The sequence below is a fragment of the Bacillus sp. FSL H8-0547 genome (assembly GCA_038002745.1).
In the GTDB taxonomy this organism is placed as follows: domain Bacteria; phylum Bacillota; class Bacilli; order Bacillales; family Bacillaceae; genus Bacillus_P.
In genome coordinates, this window is sequence record JBBODD010000001.1 from 1,247,186 (window position 1) to 1,266,478 (window position 19,293).

Annotated in this window: 16 protein-coding genes; 5 read left to right on the top strand and 11 right to left on the bottom strand. The window is 45.1% G+C overall.

The features are described from left to right. Nucleotides 1–454: 454 nt before the first annotated feature. Nucleotides 455–1,390, bottom strand: a complete 936-nt coding sequence (locus tag MHB63_06020) for an alpha/beta hydrolase (protein MEK3806134.1) — start codon at nucleotides 1,388–1,390, stop codon at nucleotides 455–457. A 167-nt stretch (nucleotides 1,391–1,557) separates the two neighbouring features. On the opposite strand from MHB63_06020, the gene MHB63_06025 reads away from it, so the two are divergent. Further along, nucleotides 1,558–3,045, top strand: coding sequence for an NAD(P)/FAD-dependent oxidoreductase (locus MHB63_06025; protein MEK3806135.1), 1,488 nt, complete (start codon nucleotides 1,558–1,560; stop codon nucleotides 3,043–3,045). A 37-nt stretch (nucleotides 3,046–3,082) separates the two neighbouring features. Here MHB63_06025 and treR read toward each other — a convergent pair whose 3' ends face one another. The 6 genes from treR to MHB63_06055 all read right to left on the bottom strand — a co-directional run bounded on the left by treR (nucleotide 3,083) and on the right by MHB63_06055 (nucleotide 9,661). Next, nucleotides 3,083–3,802: a trehalose operon repressor gene (gene treR / locus MHB63_06030; GenBank protein ID MEK3806136.1), complete on the bottom strand. Its 720-nt coding sequence runs from the start codon at nucleotides 3,800–3,802 to the stop codon at nucleotides 3,083–3,085. A gap of 33 nt (nucleotides 3,803–3,835) precedes the next feature. Further along, the gene (gene treC / locus MHB63_06035) at nucleotides 3,836–5,518 is read right to left on the bottom strand and encodes an alpha,alpha-phosphotrehalase (GenBank protein ID MEK3806137.1); all 1,683 of its coding nucleotides are present in this window, start codon (nucleotides 5,516–5,518) and stop codon (nucleotides 3,836–3,838) included. Between the two features lie 63 nt (nucleotides 5,519–5,581). After that, on the bottom strand, nucleotides 5,582–6,997 hold the full coding sequence (gene treP, locus MHB63_06040; protein ID MEK3806138.1) for a PTS system trehalose-specific EIIBC component: 1,416 nt from the start codon (nucleotides 6,995–6,997) through the stop codon (nucleotides 5,582–5,584). Nucleotides 6,998–7,265: 268 nt separating this feature from the next. Beyond that, nucleotides 7,266–7,916 carry a DUF429 domain-containing protein gene (locus MHB63_06045; GenBank protein ID MEK3806139.1) on the bottom strand — a complete coding sequence of 217 codons (651 nt, stop codon included), beginning with the start codon at nucleotides 7,914–7,916 and terminating at the stop codon, nucleotides 7,266–7,268. Between the two features lie 14 nt (nucleotides 7,917–7,930). Then, on the bottom strand, nucleotides 7,931–9,274 hold the full coding sequence (locus tag MHB63_06050) for an FAD-binding domain-containing protein (GenBank protein ID MEK3806140.1): 1,344 nt from the start codon (nucleotides 9,272–9,274) through the stop codon (nucleotides 7,931–7,933). Nucleotides 9,275–9,289: 15 nt separating this feature from the next. After that, nucleotides 9,290–9,661 carry a DUF1992 domain-containing protein gene (locus MHB63_06055; protein MEK3806141.1) on the bottom strand — a complete coding sequence of 124 codons (372 nt, stop codon included), beginning with the start codon at nucleotides 9,659–9,661 and terminating at the stop codon, nucleotides 9,290–9,292. A gap of 168 nt (nucleotides 9,662–9,829) precedes the next feature. On the opposite strand from MHB63_06055, the gene MHB63_06060 reads away from it, so the two are divergent. Both MHB63_06060 and MHB63_06065 read left to right on the top strand, forming a co-directional pair. Then, a complete protein-coding gene (locus MHB63_06060; protein ID MEK3806142.1) occupies nucleotides 9,830–10,231 on the top strand; it encodes a hypothetical protein in 402 nt (133 codons plus the stop codon). Nucleotides 10,232–10,392: 161 nt separating this feature from the next. Next, nucleotides 10,393–12,207: a solute:sodium symporter family transporter gene (locus MHB63_06065; GenBank protein MEK3806143.1), complete on the top strand. Its 1,815-nt coding sequence runs from the start codon at nucleotides 10,393–10,395 to the stop codon at nucleotides 12,205–12,207. Nucleotides 12,208–12,241: 34 nt separating this feature from the next. On the opposite strand, the gene MHB63_06070 is transcribed toward MHB63_06065, so the two are convergent. After that, nucleotides 12,242–13,036, bottom strand: a complete 795-nt coding sequence (locus MHB63_06070) for a VOC family protein (protein MEK3806144.1) — start codon at nucleotides 13,034–13,036, stop codon at nucleotides 12,242–12,244. A gap of 143 nt (nucleotides 13,037–13,179) precedes the next feature. Between MHB63_06070 and MHB63_06075 the strand changes: the two genes are divergently transcribed. Further along, a complete protein-coding gene (locus MHB63_06075) occupies nucleotides 13,180–14,457 on the top strand; it encodes an MFS transporter (protein ID MEK3806145.1) in 1,278 nt (425 codons plus the stop codon). A gap of 412 nt (nucleotides 14,458–14,869) precedes the next feature. Here MHB63_06075 and MHB63_06080 read toward each other — a convergent pair whose 3' ends face one another. From MHB63_06080 to MHB63_06090, 3 genes are all read right to left on the bottom strand, one after another. Next, nucleotides 14,870–15,775, bottom strand: coding sequence for a sigma factor regulator N-terminal domain-containing protein (locus tag MHB63_06080; protein MEK3806146.1), 906 nt, complete (start codon nucleotides 15,773–15,775; stop codon nucleotides 14,870–14,872). Continuing rightward, a complete protein-coding gene (locus MHB63_06085; GenBank protein ID MEK3806147.1) occupies nucleotides 15,775–16,266 on the bottom strand; it encodes an RNA polymerase sigma factor in 492 nt (163 codons plus the stop codon). Before MHB63_06085 ends, MHB63_06080 begins: the two co-directional genes overlap by 1 nt. Before the next feature lie 331 nt (nucleotides 16,267–16,597). Further along, nucleotides 16,598–17,254 (bottom strand): MOSC domain-containing protein, encoded by a 657-nt coding sequence (locus tag MHB63_06090; GenBank protein ID MEK3806148.1) that lies wholly within the window; start codon nucleotides 17,252–17,254, stop codon nucleotides 16,598–16,600. A gap of 94 nt (nucleotides 17,255–17,348) precedes the next feature. Here MHB63_06090 and MHB63_06095 point away from each other — a divergent pair, with 94 nt between their 5' ends. Continuing rightward, a complete protein-coding gene (locus tag MHB63_06095; protein MEK3806149.1) occupies nucleotides 17,349–18,803 on the top strand; it encodes an aldehyde dehydrogenase family protein in 1,455 nt (484 codons plus the stop codon). Nucleotides 18,804–19,293 lie beyond the last annotated feature (490 nt).

The window sequence follows — 19,293 nt, forward strand, 5'->3', positions numbered from 1 at the left end:
AGTGCCATCAAGCAGGAGATTTTTCGTTTTGGTGGTTCCATTCTTCCTCATAAGTGCCATCAACCCGAGCATTCTTCTTTTTGATGGTTCCATTCTTCCGGATCAGTGCCATCATCCTGTGGATTCTTCTTTTTGGTGGTTCTATTCTTCCGGATCAGTGCTATCAAGCAGGAGATTTTTCGTTTTGGTAGGTCTATTCTTCCGGATCAGTGCCATCAAACTGTGGATTCTTCTTTTTGGTGGTTCTGTTCTTCCGGATCAGTGCCATCAACCTGTGGATTCTTCTTTTTGATGGTTCTATTCTTCCTGATAAGTGCCATCAACCTGTGGATTCTTCTTTTTGATGGTTCTATTCTTCCTGATAAGTGCCATCAACCTGAGGATTCTGTCTTTTGATGGTTCTATTCTTCCAGATAAGTGCCATCAACCAAACCTCCCAAACAAAAAAGACGCCTCAGCGTCCCCCCACTTCAGCTATTCCATCTCCGTCATGCTCGATCTTCTTTAGAAACTCCAGTACCTTAGTTTCATAGCCTTCAGGGTCTGTTAGAAACGCCTGGGCGTGGCCGGCTTTCGGCACCAGGTACAGCTGTTTGAGTCCTTTTTTCATTTTGTACATATCAAGGGTCATGTTGACAGGGATAAAGGAATCTTCCTTACCGTGGATGAAGAGAATCGGTGTTTTCGTGTTCTCAAGATCGCGCGCAGGCTTTATTTCCTCAAATCCCCACCCGTATCTGAGCTTCGTGACCATGCTGGTCAGGTAGATGAGCGGATAAAATCTGATTTTAAAGTCCAGCATGAGCCGTGTTTTCAAAAGTTCGGTCAGGTCGCTGAAGGCGCAGTCTGCAATGCAGAAGGAAACACGGGGATCTTTTTTCACATACTGCAGGGCGGACGCCGCTCCAAGGGATTCGCCGAGTATTCCCACAAATGCGGATGATCCGAGTTCTTCATAAATATGGTCGACCCAGGCGTGCAGGTCGTCGCTTTCATAGTAGCCGAATGAGGTATGCGTGCCACCGCTCAGGCCGTGGAATCTGTGGTCGCACAGAAGAACATGATAGCCCCGTTTATGAAACATTTTGACGTACTTAAAGCTTCCGAACAGCGACCATGTGATGCCGTGTGCAATAATAATCGCTTTTTTACTGTTCTCAACAGGAAACCACATGCCGTGAATCTTGTAGCCATGGTAGGAGTCAATGAACCATTCTTCTTTAGGCGTTTTTTCAAAATGCTCTGTATTGATTTCCCCGCTTTCTACTCCGAGCCTGTACGTTTTTTCATATTCCACTTTTCTGGGTACCGTAATAAGGGTGCTGAAAAAGAAGGATACAGCGAGTATTGCTATCAAAGCGGCAAGTATGGAGCAAAGCAAAATCCACATGGTATCACCTTCACTTCCCTTTTCCACATCATATTACCGTTTTCATAATAGGTGATAAGTGTGAGGGTACCGTTTAGTCACTGTAAAAGTTTTGTAAGAATACCGGCAGCCGATTAAAAGTTGGGCGCTGATCGGTAAAAAAGTACAATGACAGCGAGGTGAAAACGATGGCAAAACGGACGATCATCATCGGAGGCGGTATCGGCGGACTGACGGCAGCTGCCTTTCTTTCAAAAGAAGGAACAGACGTCACCGTTCTTGAAGCATCAAACGAGTGGGGCGGCTGTGCGGGTAAGTTTCAGCGCGGGAAATTTTTATATCCTGCAGGTGCCACCCTCGGCATGGGCTTTGAACAAGGGGGCGTGCACGACAAGCTTTTCCGTGAACTCAGCCTTCCTTTTCAGGAACACAGCCTGCTTGATGTCATCATGGACATTCACCTTCCGGGGAAAACCATTTCCTATTACCGGGACCGGGCTCTTTATTTAAAAGAAGCGGAGAAGCACTTTCCGCATCTTACAGCGAAAATCCATGCATTTTACTCAGACATATGGAAAACCGGTGCGGAAGTAAAAAAGCTCATTGATCCCCTGCCGGTCCTTCCTCCGAAGACAGCTTTTGAGTGGGGGAAGCTCTTAAAGTCACTAAAACCCACCACCCTTGGCCTTATCCCTTATTTTCAGAGTACGATGGCGGCCCTGCTCAAAAAGCATGGACTTCAGAATGAGCGGGACTTTATTCACTTAATTGATGCCCAGCTCATTGATTCGATGCAGACAACGAGCGAGGACTGTTCTGCCATCCTTGGCGCCTACGCCCTGACTGTGTACCATGACGGCGCCTTTTATGTGAATGGCGGTTTGTATCAAATAGCCGAGCATCTGGCTGCATTCGCAAAAGATCGCGGAGCCGTTCTGAAAAAACGATCCTGGGTGAAATCCATTCATAAAGAAAACGGCCGGTACAGAGTGACTGACCGGAAGAACAAGACCTATGACGCGGACTTTATCATCTGCAATCTTCCCCTGCCCGGGTTTACAAACCTCCTTTCCGAAGATTTAAAAAATCAGCTGAGCAAAGCATATACGAAAAAGCAGAGCCTGCAGCAATGGGGCACGATGACGCTTTATCTGACTGTAAAAGAGGAAATCATCCCAGAGAACTTTCCGCTTTTCCATCAGGTGATGGACAATGATTCAGGCGATATGACTGAGGGGCATCACCTGTTTCTCTCAGTTTCAAAAAAAGGCGATGAGCGGAGGGCACCTGCCGGATATAGAACGATGACAGCAAGCACCCATACGGATTTGAAGCTGTGGGATACGAAGGAAAAGTATGATCTGTATAAAGAGGTGCTCACAAACCGGATGCTGCGCTCGATTGAGACAGTGATTCCGCGTCTGCAGGATGGATTGACAGATGTCATGCCGGGGGCTCCGGGAGCGTGGGAAACGTTCACTAAAAGACCGCGGGGAATGGTCGGAGGCTATCCGCAAACTCTGCAGCATTCGCTGTTCAACAGTCTGTCACACCGCACCGGCATCCCGGGCATCTATCTGTGCGGCGACAGTGTGTTTCCCGGGGCAGGAACGATTGGTGTTTCTGTCAGCGGGTATCATGCTTCCCAGTCTGTTCTCAGGGATTTGCGCAGCTGAAAGCACATAAAAAAAGTCAGGCAGCAGCCTGACTTTTTCAATGCCCTCTCCGGGCGAAATCCACAAACCGGAACTTATCAAGTCTGTGCCTTGATTCTGTATACTGAAACAGACTTGTATCATCCAGGTAAACATGGTTTTTTACTACAACGATGTGGGTAAAGCTGTGCAGATCGAGATAAGCATAGTCTTCTTCCGTACACTCTTCCACAACAATCTCTTTTTTGGCAAAGCTGATCTTAAGACCAAGCTCTTCTTCAATGTACCGGTAAATGGAATCCTCGCAGATCTCCTTTGTTAAGGAAGGAATGAAGCGGCTGTTCAGGTAATCCTTATCGAGAATAATGGATTCCCCGTCGATGTTTCGTGACCTGACAACCTCCCATACATCATCCCCGCCGCTAAGGTTCAGCTGCTGGGCAATAAACGGATCCGGTTTAATAAGACCTAATTTTTCTACAGTTGTCCGGGACGAGCGTCCAAGGTTTTTCGACAGCTCTTTAAAACTGACAAGACCGGAAACGGGAAAGCTCATTTTCGTCACATCGAGCACAATGGACCCTTTTCCTTTAACCTTCTGAATGAACCCGTTCTGCGCCAATAGATTGAGCGCCTTGCGGATCGTCTCCCTTGACGTCTCGTATGTTGCAGCGAGCTCGTTTTCAGATGGAATTGTTTCATCAGGCGCGAGGATGCCCTGTTTGATTAAATCGGCAAGCTCCTGGTAAATAGCCAGGTATTTATTGTTTGTTTTCATCTTTAACCACCATCACCAGTTTACCATGAAATGTTACTTTTTAAGATGATAAACGACGGATTCAAATGGACGGAGAATGATTTCTTTAACAGATTCACTCGAGTCCGGGTAGTTGCTGATCAGGATTTCCGCTTTAAACTCATCACCGATGTGCTCCGGCAGTGTAAAGACGGTTTCTTTTTCATAGAAATTGTTGATGACGAGCAGTTTTTCGCCGTCTCCATTGCGGACGTAGGAAAACAGCTGCTCATGGTCGTCGTGGATCAGTTCGTAATCTCCGTATGTGATGAGATCAATGTCTTTTCTTAATTGAATCAGCTTCTGATAGTGGTAGAAGACTGAGTTTTCATCCTGGACAGCTTTTTCGGCGTTGATCTCCGGGTAATTTTTCGCAGGCATGATCCATGGAGTGCCTGTTGTAAATCCTGCATGTTTTGAATCATCCCATTGAACCGGCGTGCGGGAATTGTCTCTTGATTTGCTCTTTAAAATCTCAAGAATTTCTTCTTCTGACTTGCCGGCTTCTTTTAAAATATTGAACATATTCAGAGATTCTACATCACGGTAGTCATTGATGGATTCAAATTTAGGGTTTGTCATCCCGAATTCCTCGCCCTGATAAATATAGGGTGTCCCCTGCATCATGTGGACGGTTGTTGCCAGCATTTTTGCCGATTCCACGCGGTACTTGCCGTCGTTTCCGTATCTTGAAACAACGCGCGGCTGATCATGGTTGCACCAGAACAGGGCATTCCAGCCGCCGCCTTTATGCATCTCCACCTGCCATTTTGAAAGGATTTGCTTCAGCGCCTGAAAATCAAAATCTGCGAGCGCCCACTTCTCCCCGTTCGGGTAATCCACTTTCAGGTGATGGAAGTTGAACGTCATGCTGAGCTCATTTGAATCAGGATTTGAATATTGGATGCAGTTGTCGATTGTCGTGGATGACATTTCGCCCACTGTCATACTGTCATATTTTGAAAACACTTCTCTGTTCATTTCTTTCATATACTCATGAACACGCGGTCCGTCTGTGTAAAACTTGCGGCCGTCTCCCGGAGCAGTGTTGCCGTCGTCATCAGGGAAGTTCTGATCCTTTGAAATCAGGTTAATGACGTCAAGCCTGAAACCGTCGACACCTTTTTCAAACCAGAATGTCATCATGTCATACACTTTCCGGCGGACCTCTTCGTTTTCCCAGTTCAGGTCAGCCTGTGTGACGTCAAAAAGGTGAAGGTAGTATTCGCCTGTTTTTTCATCCAGCTTCCATGCAGAGCCCCCGAACTTTGAAATCCAGTTTGAAGGCTCAGAACCGTCCTCTTTTCCTTCTTTCCAGATGTAAAAATCGCGGTAAGGACTCTCTTTTGAAGACTGGGCTTCTTTAAACCAGGCATGTTCTGTTGACGTGTGGTTCACCACAATATCCATGATGACTTTAATTCCGCGGTCATGAGCCTCTTTTAACAAGCGTTCAAAGTCTTCCATCGTTCCGTATTCTTCATGAATGGAAAAATAATCACTGATGTCGTAGCCGTTATCTTTTTGGGGAGATTCGTAAATCGGCGTCAGCCACACGACATCGATGCCGAGTTTTTTCAAGTAATCAAGTTTATCGATGATTCCCTGAATATCGCCGACTCCATTTCCCGTCGTATCGTTAAAGCTTTTCGGATAAATTTGATAGACCGCTGATTTTTTCCACCAGGGCTGTTTCATTGTACATGCACCACCATTTTAGAATTTACGCAAAAAAGGACAATGGCTTGTCCCTTTCTGCTTTTATTTTTTCTTCCAGTTAAATTTCGCAAACACATATGTCAGAACAAACGGCACGACAATGGCTATCGCCATTCCGATAAAGAACGCTGTCCAGTATTCAGACTGGATGGATAGGAATCCGGGGATTCCGCCGACGCCGATTGAGAATGCTTTGACATGGTTGATTGTAATAAAGATACCTGCAATCGCAGAACCGATCATTGCAGCGATAAACGGATAGCGGTATCTGAGATTCACACCGAACATGGCCGGCTCCGTAATCCCGAGATAAGCGGAAATACCGGATGTCAGGGCAAGACCTTTTTGCTTTTCATCCTTCACAATGCGCATCATCGCAAAGGCAGCAGAACCTTGAGCAATGTTTGACAGAGCAAGCATCGGCCACAGGAATGTTCCTCCGGCGCTCGCTACAAGCTGAAGGTCAACGGCAAGGAACGTATGATGCATGCCTGTTACAACAAGCAGCGAATAGAATCCGCCGTACAGGAGACCGCCAAGAGCAGCAAAGTTGTCGAAAATGGCAATAACGCCGTCTGTGATTGCATTACCGGCTGCAAACGTAACAGGTCCAATCAGGATAAATGCTGCAAAGCCTGTTACTAAAAGAGTGATTGGAGCAACAACAAGCAGTTTAATGGAATCCGGTATCCGCCTGTTTAAGAAAACTTCTATTTTGGCAAGCAGGTACGATGCAAACAGAACCGGAAGCACCTGTCCCTGATAGCCGATTTTTTCAACTTCAAGACCGAACAGGTTCCATACCGGCACCTCTCCTTTGGCCTGAGCTTCACCGTAAGACCATGCATTCAGAAGATCCGGATGCACAAGGATCAAACCAAGGACAATACCAAGCAGCGGGCTACCTCCGAACCGCTTTACTGCCGACCACCCGATCAAAGCTGGCAGGAAGGTGAAGGCGGTATTGGCAATCAGGTTAATAATGGAGGATAAGTCCGCCCATTGCGGGTACACCTGGATCAGAGACTGCCCGTCAAAGAAAATATCTTTTCCGCTCAGAATGTTGTTGATCCCCATAAGAAGACCGGCCGTAACAATCGCCGGAAGAATCGGGATGAAAATATCCGCAAGCATCTTAACAGCTCGCTGAAGCGGATTCAATTTGCCTGATACTGCTTCCTTGACATCCTCTTTGGACGACTCGCCCATGCCTGTCTGTTCAGCCATTTCTTTATAAACCTTGTCAACAAGCCCCTGTCCAATGACGACCTGGAACTGGCCGTTTGTTGAAAATGAGCCCTTTACCATATCAATCTGATCAAGCTTCTCTTTATCCACTTTGCTTTCATCTTTCAAAGCAAACCGGAGACGAGTGACACAGTGCGTAGCAGCGGCAATGTTCTCTTTCCCGCCGACCGCATCCACAATGTCGCGGACTTCCTGCTTGTTCACGCTCATCTATTTCAACCTCCCGTAATCGTTTTCATTTACGTGCTATTATTCTCGCTATGTTCACAGAAAATTATCCTGTATATACAAGTTACACTCACATTGTATTCCTGTATATACAGGTTGTCAACAGAAAAGCGTAATCGTTTTCAGCCAGATGCTTTTTTTATGCACAACACTCATTCCCTTCAGCAGGCCTTTATTGGTTGTTACCCTTTTTGCCGGCATACAAGCAGGAAAAGCAGAATTAAAAAAAGACCACGCATAAACGTGATCTTCAGCAGCAAAAATCAAAAGGATGAAACGGCTTATCGGCCCCTATGCATATTTCGGGTTCAAGTTCTGCATCTGCCCAGTGCCAGGCAGCTAGGGCTGCCGCACATGCATCAAGTCCGTGGCTTGTCTCTGCAGCGTCCGGTGAAAGATTCATCATCCTCCATTGTTCAAAGAACGGCAGAAGGCTTCTCCTGTCCGCATCTGATTTTTTATATGTCAAAGCGAGATTCCGGTCCTCAGGCTTCAGCCGGAGCCCAATAGCACCGCCGGGATGCACTTCAACAATAGAACCCGTGTATTTTTCAAGCGCCCTGCTCAGGTGAATGCCTCTTAAAGTGAGATAAACCATCCGGTTCAAGGTCGGAGGCATGATGGAGCCGTGGTAGAGGCCCGCCTCCCGAAGCTTTGATCTGACAGCTTTGTCTGAAGGCCTGTCCCCGCCGCCGTCCTGATAAGAGAGCGGCGCATCAATTCCGACAGTAACTTTTCCTCCTTCTAAGGCTAAACGGCTTACTGTATCCAGAATAAGCCGGTCGCTGTTATGAAACGTCAAGGTGTTCAGTACAAGGCTGTCCGCTTCTTTTTTAAAAACAGCAACTGCCGTCTCTTTGTGATTGGCAGGACCCGCAAGATCAATTCCAACTACATGCACTCTTCTCCCTCCTTTTATAAATCAAATGACAGCTGTTCACTGTCAGAAGGTTTGTTTTTGCGTTCCGTTCCCTTTTTTGCAGGTTTAACCGCTTTTTTCAGATCAATCACCGGAGCTTGGTAGTCAAGCTGAAAAAAACCTGGATAGTTCCAAGGTTCATGAATGTATTTCGCAGGCACACGCTCCAGAACGGGCAGATACCTCTTGATAAAAACTCCGTCCGGATCTTCCGCCTTTCCTATTTTGACAGGGTTCACCGCTTTTGAAGAGACCTTTTTCATCTGTTCGGTGTGAATCGACGGCTCATAGTCCAGGAAAAGGGAGGCAAGTGCTTCCGAACACGCTGCGTGATCCAGTTCGAGAACCGCAATTCCAAAAGAAGCAAGCATGCCCCGGTATTTGGCAGGCAGCCACCCTGTTTTGTGCAGACATTTCATGCATGCATCAGCAAACGGTATGCCTGTTTCTCCGGCGTGCCATTTGTCGAATAATGGTGGCCTTTCATCATGAAGACACAGCTCTGAAATCGCTTCAACTTCATTCTCCATCAGCTTCCATCTCGCCTTCAGCTGGTCCATAAAAGCCGCCAATTGTTCCACGGGGAACAAATTATCACAATTTTCTATCTTTATCGACGTTTTTTGTAAAATGGTGCGCAGCGAGATGTTTCCCCAAGCAAGATACGGAGACAGCCTGCTTGAAGAAATCGTGGACTGAAGAGGGTTTGACCGATTTTCTAAATAGGAAGCGGCACGCTCATTTAAAAACGTTTCAATCGTTTCCAGTGCCTGTGTTTCCCCTCCCTGCTGGCCGAATTTTATCGGGCTGCCTTTGACAGGGAGCGATTTCAGCTTTTCTGAGCCGGAAAAGAAACGGTCCGGAACCTTTTCAGGTATGGATAAGCGGCTGGGCATCCGCGCTGCTTCACTTCCGCAAAAAGCCTCCCACCTCTGCTTTGCATTCTTTCCGGGTGCATCGTACTCTTCATACTCATGAAAAGCAAGGCCTCTATCAGTCATCCAGTCTCTGACTCTTTCATGCTTGCTCACGTCTGCCGCAGACCGCGATCCAACGTACGCATACAGGGAAAAGTCGCCGCACGTTTCATACATTTCTTCGAGCGCATCCTCTATCTCACCAATGAATGTGTAAAGACTGCTTCCCATTTTCTCAAATGAAAGCTGCATGTCTTCAAGACTTTCCCGTACGAATTGAAGATGCCGTGCTGAAAGGCAACCTGTCCCCCAAAACGAAGGCTCCGCAGCATACAGCGGCAAAACTTCTCCATAGCGTGCTGCTTCTGCAAGGGGGATGTGGTTTTCGGTCCTCAAGTCCCGTTTAAACCAGACAACGTTCATGTCACTCACTCCATGTTATGACCATTTCGAATTGATTTTATTTTTGTAAAAAGCGGAAGCCTTTGATGAAAATGTGCCGCGCTTTTTCAGTATTCTTTCAAGCTTTACCCGTTTTTCGCTCAGCTGCATCTCAAGCTTTTCTTTTTCAAGGGCATCATGACAGGCTGATGCCAGGTCTTCAAGCTTATGAATGGATTTTTTCAGCTCTGCCTCTTCATCAAGCATGCCTGCATTCTTCATCATCTTGTAGGACACTCTCAGCTCGGGGGAAATATGGGACAAATCCTCAAGCTGAAGCGGTTTTCCCATGCCGGGCAGCCGGTTAAATTCCCCGTCTTTTATTGCCTGTTTTATTTTATCCTCTGACAGAATGGTGAACAGATCCATTTTTACAGCCTCCTGTCCTGTAATCACTACTCTTTACTAGCTTATACATTGTGCAGCACGATTCCTTCTTAAAAATATAGATGATTCGTGACAAACAATCAAACAGACGTTCTGCAAACAGGCCCTCTTGCATATCCTTTAAGAACATCATAAATTGGAGGCATCAGAATGAACAACCCAAACACCTTTCAAATCCCTGAGGAAATGGTCTCCCGGTATGCTGCGCTGAATGAAAAGGCAAAGAAAATAGAAGAAGAAATGAAGGACATCAAAAAGATTTTCAATGCCTATTTTGATCATGAATACGGCAAAAACAGCAAAGGGGAAGAAAGAATTGGAGCTTACAAGATTCAGAGGCAGATCAGGCAGTCCGAATCCTATCATCCTGAAAAAACGGTCAAAGTCCTGGAAGAATTGAATCTCTCAGATTGTATTATTCTGGTCAAACAGCCCGATAAAGAAAAAATTGATGCAGCGCTCACACTGGGCATGCTGTCCAATGAAGAATTGAACGACTGCGTGATCCGTAAATGCTCCCAGGCGATTGTGGTAAAGCCTTTAAACAAATAGCTTCTACTTACAAAGTCTGATTTTTCCATTAAATCAGACTTTTGTTTCGTTCTTATTTCCTTTTTTTTATCCAGTCAGGTTTATCTTTGTCGAATGGAGGTTATTTAATGGATAGAAATTATTCTAAAAAACAATTTTAGCATCTTGAAGGAGGCATACATATGGGAGGAATCTGGTTCACGCTTTTATCATGCGCCTTTTTTATGGGTCTTGTAGCATGGATTTCCTATCTGAAAACAAAAGGCGGCAATGAGGATTCAAACGGTTATTTCCTTGCGGGCAGAGGACTTACGGGTGGTTTTATAGCAGGTTCACTGCTTCTTACAAATTTATCGGCTGAGCAGCTCGTGGGACTTAATGGACAGGCTTACCGCACAAACCTGTCAAATATGGCCTGGGAGGTTACTTCCGCCTTTGCGATTGTTGTGATGGCTTTGTATTTGCTCCCAAAATACCTTGGCGGCAGTTTTACGACTCTCCCCGAATTCCTAAGCAAACGGTTTGATGAGGGCGTAAGACGGTATACCGTCATTCTTTTTATGCTCGGGTATATTCTGGTAACGATTCCTTCCATGCTTTATTCCGGAGCTCTTGCTGTCCTGCAGATGTTTGATGTTCCGGCGCTGTTTGGAATTTCTTATATGCAGTCAATCTGGCTTGTCATTTGGGTGATTGGTATTATCGGAGCTGTTTATGCCATTTTTGGCGGGCTGAAAGCTGTGGCTGTGTCAGATACACTGAACGGAATCGGACTTTTAATCATTGGAATTCTCGTTCCTGTTTTAGGTTTTATCGCCCTCGGCAATGGAAGCATGCTTGACGGCATGAAAGAGATTACAACCTCTCATTCCGAAAAATTGAACGCAATTGGATCGAGTGAAGACTCTGTTCCGTTCGGCACCATTTTCACAGGAATGATTTTCGCCAATCTGTTCTATTGGGCATCCAACCAGTATGTTATTCAACGGACGCTTGGCGCCAAAAACCTTGCTGAAGGTCAAAAAGGGGTCATTATTTCAGGCTTTTATAAGCTGCTTATTCCTCTCTTCATGATGATTCCCGGCATCATTGTTTTCCATCAATATGGTGATGGCCTGAAATCAGTTGACCTTGCTTATCCGACTCTGATTGCGGACGTACTGCCGACGTATCTGTCAGGATTTTTCCTTGCAGTCCTGCTTGGTGCCGTGTTCAGTTCATTCAATTCTCTGCTGAACAGCGCAGCCACGATGTTTGCACTCGATATTTACAAGGTGCAGGTTAATCCGAAGGCTGATGATAAAAAGCTGATCAGCGTGAGCAAGCTGTTTGGAACATTGCTCGCACTTGTCGCATTATTTGTTTCTCCTTTGCTTATGTATGCGCCGGACGGCTTGTGGGATTTAATCCGGAAATTTACCGGCTTTTTCAACATCCCGATTATTACCATTGTCCTTGTCGGTCTGCTTTCTAAATTTGTACCGGCCGCTGCTGCAAAAGTGGTGATCATTTTTCACGTTATTGCCTACTATATGCTCGTTTGGGGAACGAACCATCTCTTCGGCTTTACCGTCGATATCCACTTCATTCATATTTATGCCATTCTCTTCTTTATTGAAGTGTTCATGATGCTTGCAATCGGAATGGTTAAACCGAGAGAACAGGCCTACATTTATAAAACTGAAGCATCGGTTGACATGATGCCGTGGAAGTACACAATTGCTACCTCTATCATTCTGCTTGCGCTCGTCTGCGCAACCTATATCGTTTTCTCTCCAATTGGACTTGCGTATGCGGACGGATATGTGTCGGCGGCATTCTGGCCGGCAATCACTGGTCTCATTCTCATAACAGGCGTTCTCGTCTTAGCTTCTGTTAAACACTGGAACCGAAAGTATGAAGAATACCTGCTGAAGCAGCATACGAGAAAGAATTACAGGCTTCGCCGTCCATCTGGAAAATTGAATCCTGTATATGTTAGATATTTGACTGACTAAAAAAATCAGCCTCCAGGATAAGGAGGCTGATTTTTTATTTGTACATGCTGCCGTGCACCTGATAATAAGATTTGAAAACAGGCGGATCGAACTCTGCGAGGTAAGGTCCTTCCCCTTTTCGTTCAAGCATCTGCTGAACAAGGCCGTCCCCTGAAGGCTCGGCAAAAATCAGCTGAAAAGACGGAAGAGAGAATGTATAAATCCTTGCCCGCCACTCATCATAAACAGCCTCTTCGCCTCTTGGAAGGTCAAAATATTTTCTCCATTTAAGAACAGCTGCATTTAAATCCCTTACGATATAGTGGACTTTCGAAACCGACACTTCGGTATTTTCAGACGGAAGTGCGCCAGACCTGAACAAGTCATGCTTTCGTTCATCCTCAGACTGCTTCCATTCAATAAAGAAAGGCAGAGGCGCTTCGTCGTCGCTTTGCTCGATAAAAAGCATTTTCCACTCAAGCAGTGAGCCATCCTCGCGTTTTCTGCCCGCTTCAAGAATGTCTCCTGTTTCAAGCCCCTTCTCTTCAAGCTCTGCTTTCACATTTTCGAGGTTGTTTGACCTCAGGGCAATCTGGCCAAGACCCTCTGCGCGCTGCTTCAGCAGGCGGTGGATGAGAGGATTTTCCGAACTATTTGCTTTTTTCCTGTCTTCAATCGATAGGAACTCCAAATAGGCGAGGTCGCTGAAATAACAAAGGCTGTTATACGAGCCCCATTTCTCATGCCTGCCCCCCATTACAGCAGTCAGTCCCTGTTTTTTAAAAAACTCTGCCGCTTCAAGCGGATGGCGATCTGTAAAATGTACGAGATGATCTAAAATAATTTCCATTGGACAGCTCCTTTGGCTTTATTTTCGGCCTGATTAAAACCTATCACCTTAAGTGCCCCTGCACAAGCTTGAACCTGTTTGCCCCTTTTTGCGCAGAAAGGTATGATGATAGAGGTTTATTCATAAAAAGTGAGGTCAGCAGCATGAGACTTAGAGATTGGGACCGGAATTTAAAGATACGCTTATTCGGGGAAGCGTTGATGAATATTACATACTGGATGTTTTTCCCGTTTTTGACGATTTATTTTGCGGATGAATTCGGCAAGGAACAAGCCGGATTCCTTTTAGTGTTTTCACAGGTTTTCTCCGTGATGGCGAATTTAATGGGAGGCTACTGCGCGGACCGGTTCGGGAGAAAAAAGATGCTCGTTCTCTCTTCAGCAGGACAGGGAATATCCTTTCTCATATTTGCCCTGTCTGTTTCACCATGGCTTGACGCCCCTCTGATCGGATTTGCATGCTTCGCTCTTGCAGGGGTTTTCGGTTCGTTCTACTGGCCTGCGAGCCAGGCTATGATTGCGGATGTTGTGCAGGAAAAAGACCGGAGCAATGTGTTTGCGGTATTTTATACGTCTATCAATCTGGCTGTAGTCATCGGCCCTATCTTAGGAGCCATCTTCTATGTAGACTATTTCTTTGAACTCCTTGTCTTTGCAGGGTTCATCTGTTTTCTGCTTTCAGGCATGCTGTTCCTCTGGACAAGGGAAACAGCACCGGAATCCGTACTGAACAAGAAGGGCAACACAAAGTGGCATCACTTTCTCCTTCAGCAGCTGGGAGAATACAAAATCATCTTCAAAGACCGGGCCTTCCTCCTGTATATCGGTGCCGGTGTTCTTGCGGCACAGACCTTTATGCAGCTTGACATGCTGATTCCCGTCTATACGAAGGAAACGGTTCAAAGTGAAGAACTTCTCTCATTCGGCAGCTGGTCGCTCACACTTGGCGGCGAGCAGGCCTTCGGCTTTCTTCTTTCTGAAAATGGACTGCTGGTCGCCCTGTTGACGATTTCTGTAACGAGATGGATGACAATGTACAAAGAACGGAATGTTTTTATTCTTTCTTCCGTCCTATACGCAGTCTCGATCTTCCTTTTTGGCCAGTTCAGCTTCTTGTGGGGACTGATTTTTGCCATGGCACTGTTCACACTCGCTGAATTGATGACAGCCGGCCTGCAGCAGAGCTTTGTTTCAAAGCTTGCCCCCGAGCATATGCGAGGACAGTATTTTGCCGCAGCGAGTCTCCGCTACACGGTCGGCCGGACCATTGCCCCGCTCTCCATTCCGATGACGGTCTGGTTTGGCTTTCAATGGACATTTGCCATCCTCGGAATGCTCGCCCTTGCAAGTGCAGCCCTTTACTGGGTGACGTTTGCGGTTTATGAAAAGCGCAGTGAAAAAAGCAACTTGGACAAAACATAAGAGCGTTGAATCGCATGAATAAACCCTAGAGGCTTCATACTTTTTTGTTTATATATAAGGGTTTACTTGTAAATCCTGTTCATTTTTAACCTATCAAATCTCATAGCAATCAGCAGGACTTTGTTGAGCAGCAAAGTCCTGCTGATTAAGGTGCTATTTATACTGCCATTTATTAACCGGTATTGCAGCACAGCAAAAAAAGGCACTCCAGCATTAAATTGGAGTTCTCTTTCTTATTCTATTAAAGCTCCCGATCGTATTTTAAGGTTGACCAAGTTATTGGTCGACCTTTTTATTTGAGGTCTAGACTACTAGAGGTAGCTGGGGAGTATAGCAAGCTAATCCAGCGAATGTTTGACAAACCATTAGCTGATTTTGATTAATAAGAATCTGTTTCGCAACTAAACATTTATTACTTTTCAGGTTTAATGTAAGGAACAATTTGTGCTGTGGCACCGATGGAAGCACCACGAATAAAAGTTTGATTTTCTAAAGCTTTGAAATTTTCCGCTTGCCCAGTGAGCATTACTCCTAGAATTTCCACATTATCAAATGATTTATTTTTATTTTTATTTAAAAAGTCCTGAATCATATCATCGTCAGCACCATATTGCTCTAGGTCATTAATAAATGCGTTATACGCTGTCCTCGGTGAAGCAGACGGAACATATCCATAAACGGGCATTCCAGCTGGTCCTTTACTCTCATCCACAATTTCTGAGGTCATGTATAACCATACAATGTTTAAATTATCAGGTATTTTTTCTTCTATTTCTTGAAAGGTATACGGTTGATTGAAAGAAATGGCAACCTCTGCAACGTGATTATCCATTTGCAAAAGTTCCTCTAATTCATTTGGAACACCCCTAAAGTATTTTTTAATGGACGGATGATAAAATGTTGCAACTTTGTTTTTTGTTTGTTTGTCATACTCATAAAAGTTTGCATCAGACCAATAAAAGCCTGGTTTTAATTCGTTATCATCTATTTGTCCTCCAATCCAATCATACGAACTTGTTAGTGTACTCCATTGAACTACATATCCATTAATGTTTTTAGAACGGTTTGTTATTATGTTTCCGCCAAACATTGATGAATGACTGATCATTTGAGAATCGATTTGGATATTAGGTTCGGCAATGGCATTATGTAAAGACAGTGCTTCGTGCAGACTTGCCGAACTTTTCGCTGCAAAGTAATTACCTGTTTTATCGAGTATAGGTAATAGAATTAATATGACGATGATTGTCGTCATAATGATTTTTAAAAGTTGTTTTCGTTTAGCCTTTTTCAATGCTTCATTTAATGAATTGTCCATTATCGTCTTCCTCCTACTTTTGAGTAGATAAACTTGCGTGCACGATATAGTTTTTGCTTAACGCTGTCTACTCGAATATCCAACATATGAGCAATTTCCTCATAAGATAAATCATAGTAATACTTTAAAAAGAAAATTTCCTTGTATTCTTTTTTTATGTCCTTTAATAAATAAATAATCTCATCCTTGTTTAAAATCGTGTCAATTTCGCAATCTACGTGTTGGAGCTTTGAATAGATTTCCTCGGTTAAGTAAATGTTCTGCTGTTCTTTTTTTCTTTTCAAGTCAATATATTCGTTAAGTGATACTCTAAAAAACCAAGGACGTAAATTACTTTCTGTTAGGCCATCCAATATGGTGTAAACTTTGTAAAAGGTATTTTGAATGATATCTTCTGCATCTTCTTTCTTGGCCCCTTTCATCAGTAATAATCCGAACACTTCCTCTCCCAAATGGATAAGATAGGAGGCTAATACATCTTCCCTTTTCATCATTTTTCCTCCCTATACTTATACAACGAATGAAGGATTATAAATGTATACACTTATAAGGATTAATATTTTCTTTACTTCATCACCAACGTTAATAACCTCCTACCAAACTAACTAGCAGGAGGTTACTGCATCCTCATAAAAAGGGGTCATAACTTGGATACTTCTACATATAGACCGTATAAGAGACATACAGGTAAAAGCACACCATTTCAGTTGTTAAATGGTGTGCGAATCACTTTGCGATTTACTGTTTTTCACCTCTGAACCGAACCCTTAAATTTGATTCGTGCATGCTCAAATTCACCCTATATCTCTGTCCCATCCTTTTTTACAGCCGTTTTTCAAACGAACTTCTAAAGCTCTCCGACAATTCCTTCACTTCCAGAATCTCTTTTATCGCTTCAGCGTTTAATTTATCCTCGTATTTGATCTTGTTGACAAATTCTATGGTCACCTTCTTCGGATGGCTTGAAATCCGTTCAAGTACATCTCCGCTTCTGATCATGCCCTCTTTTTTCACCCGAAAATAAAACCCGGTATAACGGGTGTTCTGCACCTGAACAGGAAGGTCCTTGACTTCATGTTTCAAAGCAAGCTTGAAGCACGGCTGGCGCGGCTGGCTCACTTCGAGTTCGGCTTCTCCGAGTCTGAATATGTCCCCGATGCAGACTTCTTTTTCGGTCATGCCGCTTATTGTCAGATTTTCACCGAAAGCACCGGGCGAGAGCTTAAAACCAAGAGTGTTTTCCCAATATGGGTAGTGATCGTAAAAGTAGGCGCAGACTGCCTTGTCCTCGCCGCCGTGATTTTTCAGGTCAGCCTGTCCGTCCCCTTCAAAATTTGTTTTTTTCAGCATGATCGGCAAATCTGCCGGTTCTTTATAAATGCCGGTTTCAATTTCACGGCCGTTGTGCAGGACTTTTTTCGGCAGTCCTGTATTGATGGAAACTAGTTTCAATTGATTCCGCTCCTTCACCTTGGTCATACCCTTATTTTGCCACAAAATAGACTTGTGCACATCGGACGTTTTAAAGAAATTCCTAAACGGGAATAGTACCGGATGACAGGAGGAATGAAAAATGAACAACTATACAAACCAATTTATCAATGGTGAATGGACAGAAGGATCAAGCGAAAAGACCATTAAAAACATCAATCCGTTCAGCGGTGAAACGATAAACGAATTCCGCTCCGCAGATGATGCCGATTTGGACAGAGCCTATCTGGCTGCCGAAAAAGCACAGAAAGAATGGGCAGATACTCTTCCTCAAAAGAAACAAGAAGTCATGGACAATGTAGCAAAGGCGCTTCTGGAACGAAAAGACGAGATTATCAATCTTCTCGTAAATGAATCAGGAAGCACAAAAATAAAAGCAGAAGTGGAATGGGCGGCAACACTTCGGATCGTTAAAGAAGCAAGTACATTCCCGTACCGGGTGGAAGGAAAAATCCTCCCTTCCAATATTCCTGGAAAAGAAAACAGGGTGTACCGGACAGCAAAAGGAGTCATCGGCGTCATCGGCCCGTGGAATTTCCCGCTGCACCTTGCTATGCGTTCAGTAGCACCGGCGCTTGCCACAGGTAATACGGTTGTCATTAAGCCTGCATCAGAAGCGCCAATTACTTCGGGCTTTTTAATCGGAGAGCTTTTTGAAAACGCAGGAGCTCCAAAGGGCACAGTGAATGTAGTTGCAGGAAGAGGATCCGAAATTGGAGATGCCTTTATTGAACACCGCGTACCCAAACTCATTTCTTTTACAGGTTCAACGGAAGTCGGCCGCCACATCGGGGAGCTTGCAGGCAAGCACCTGAAGGATACGGCACTTGAACTCGGCGGCAACAATGTCATGCTCGTGCTGGCAGACGCAGATCTTGAAAAAGCTGCTGAATCCGCGGCCTTCGGGAAATTCCTGCACCAGGGGCAGATCTGCATGGCGCTTAACCGCATCATTGTAGAAGAACGCGTACACGATGACTTCGTCGAGCTTTTCAAACAAAAAGTCGGACAGCTTCAGGCAGGTGATCCATCTGACCCTAAAACAGCTGTCGGCCCGCTGATCAACAGCGATCAGATTGAACGGATTCAGGATGATCTGGAAGAAAGTCTGAAAGCAGGTGCCGAAAAAATTGCAGGCGGTGCTGTGAACGGAAACGTCATGGAGCCGGTCATTCTTACGCACGTAACCAATGACATGCCGATTGCCAAAAATGAAATTTTCGGCCCTGTTGCCCCAATCCTGAAAGCAAAGGACGAGGCGCACGCCATTGAACTTGCCAACGGATCCCCGTACGGCTTGAGTGGATCCGTCTTTACAAAAGACCTTCACAGAGGCGTCACGGTTGCAAAACAAATCGAAACCGGCATGATTCACGTCAACGACCAGTCCGTTAACGATGAAGCACATGTAGCCTTTGGAGGCGAGAAAGATTCAGGGCTTGGCCGCTTCGGCGGCGAGTGGGCGCTCGATAAATTCACGACCGTCAAATGGATCGGCGTACAGGAAAAAGACCGGAGCTATCCGTTTTTCAGCTGATTGCGAATAGATGATATAAAAACGAGGCGCTGGAGTAGGCGCCTCGTTTTTTTGTGTGCTATCAAGCTTTTCTTTTCAGAGGTTGATGGTTCTTATAACCGTTTTTGTGCCAGCAAGCTTCTCTTCTCAGTACTTGATGGTTCCTATAACACCGTTCAGTGCCACCACTCTCCATTCCCAAGCGCTTGATGGTTCCTATAACAGCGTTCAGTACCACCAAGCTTCATCCCCAAGCGCTTGATGGTTCCTATAACAGCGTTCAGTACCACCAAGCTTCATCCCCAAGCGCTTGATGGTTCCTATAACAGCGTTCAGTACCACCAAGCTTCATTCCCAAGTGCTTGATGGTTCTTATAACACCGTTCAGTGCCATCAAGCTTCATCCCCATGCGCTTGATGGTTCCTATAACACCGTTCAGTGCCATCAAGCTTCATTCTCACGCGCTTGATGGTTCCTATAACAGCATTCAGTACCACCAAGCTTCATCCC

Excerpts from the sequence above, each read along its gene's own strand:
- MHB63_06020 (MEK3806134.1), bottom strand. The coding sequence starts at position 1,390 with ATGTGGATTTTGCTTTGCTCCATACTTGCCGCTTTGATAGCAATACTC.
- MHB63_06025 (MEK3806135.1), top strand. The coding sequence starts at position 1,558 with ATGGCAAAACGGACGATCATCATCGGAGGCGGTATCGGCGGACTGACG.
- treR (MEK3806136.1), bottom strand. The coding sequence starts at position 3,802 with ATGAAAACAAACAATAAATACCTGGCTATTTACCAGGAGCTTGCCGAT.
- treC (MEK3806137.1), bottom strand. The coding sequence starts at position 5,518 with ATGAAACAGCCCTGGTGGAAAAAATCAGCGGTCTATCAAATTTATCCG.
- treP (MEK3806138.1), bottom strand. The coding sequence starts at position 6,997 with ATGAGCGTGAACAAGCAGGAAGTCCGCGACATTGTGGATGCGGTCGGC.
- MHB63_06050 (MEK3806140.1), bottom strand. The coding sequence starts at position 9,274 with ATGAACGTTGTCTGGTTTAAACGGGACTTGAGGACCGAAAACCACATC.
- MHB63_06055 (MEK3806141.1), bottom strand. The coding sequence starts at position 9,661 with ATGGATCTGTTCACCATTCTGTCAGAGGATAAAATAAAACAGGCAATA.
- MHB63_06060 (MEK3806142.1), top strand. The coding sequence starts at position 9,830 with ATGAACAACCCAAACACCTTTCAAATCCCTGAGGAAATGGTCTCCCGG.
- MHB63_06065 (MEK3806143.1), top strand. The coding sequence starts at position 10,393 with ATGGGAGGAATCTGGTTCACGCTTTTATCATGCGCCTTTTTTATGGGT.
- MHB63_06070 (MEK3806144.1), bottom strand. The coding sequence starts at position 13,036 with ATGGAAATTATTTTAGATCATCTCGTACATTTTACAGATCGCCATCCG.
- MHB63_06075 (MEK3806145.1), top strand. The coding sequence starts at position 13,180 with ATGAGACTTAGAGATTGGGACCGGAATTTAAAGATACGCTTATTCGGG.
- MHB63_06080 (MEK3806146.1), bottom strand. The coding sequence starts at position 15,775 with ATGGACAATTCATTAAATGAAGCATTGAAAAAGGCTAAACGAAAACAA.
- MHB63_06085 (MEK3806147.1), bottom strand. The coding sequence starts at position 16,266 with ATGAAAAGGGAAGATGTATTAGCCTCCTATCTTATCCATTTGGGAGAG.
- MHB63_06090 (MEK3806148.1), bottom strand. The coding sequence starts at position 17,254 with ATGACCAAGGTGAAGGAGCGGAATCAATTGAAACTAGTTTCCATCAAT.
- MHB63_06095 (MEK3806149.1), top strand. The coding sequence starts at position 17,349 with ATGAACAACTATACAAACCAATTTATCAATGGTGAATGGACAGAAGGA.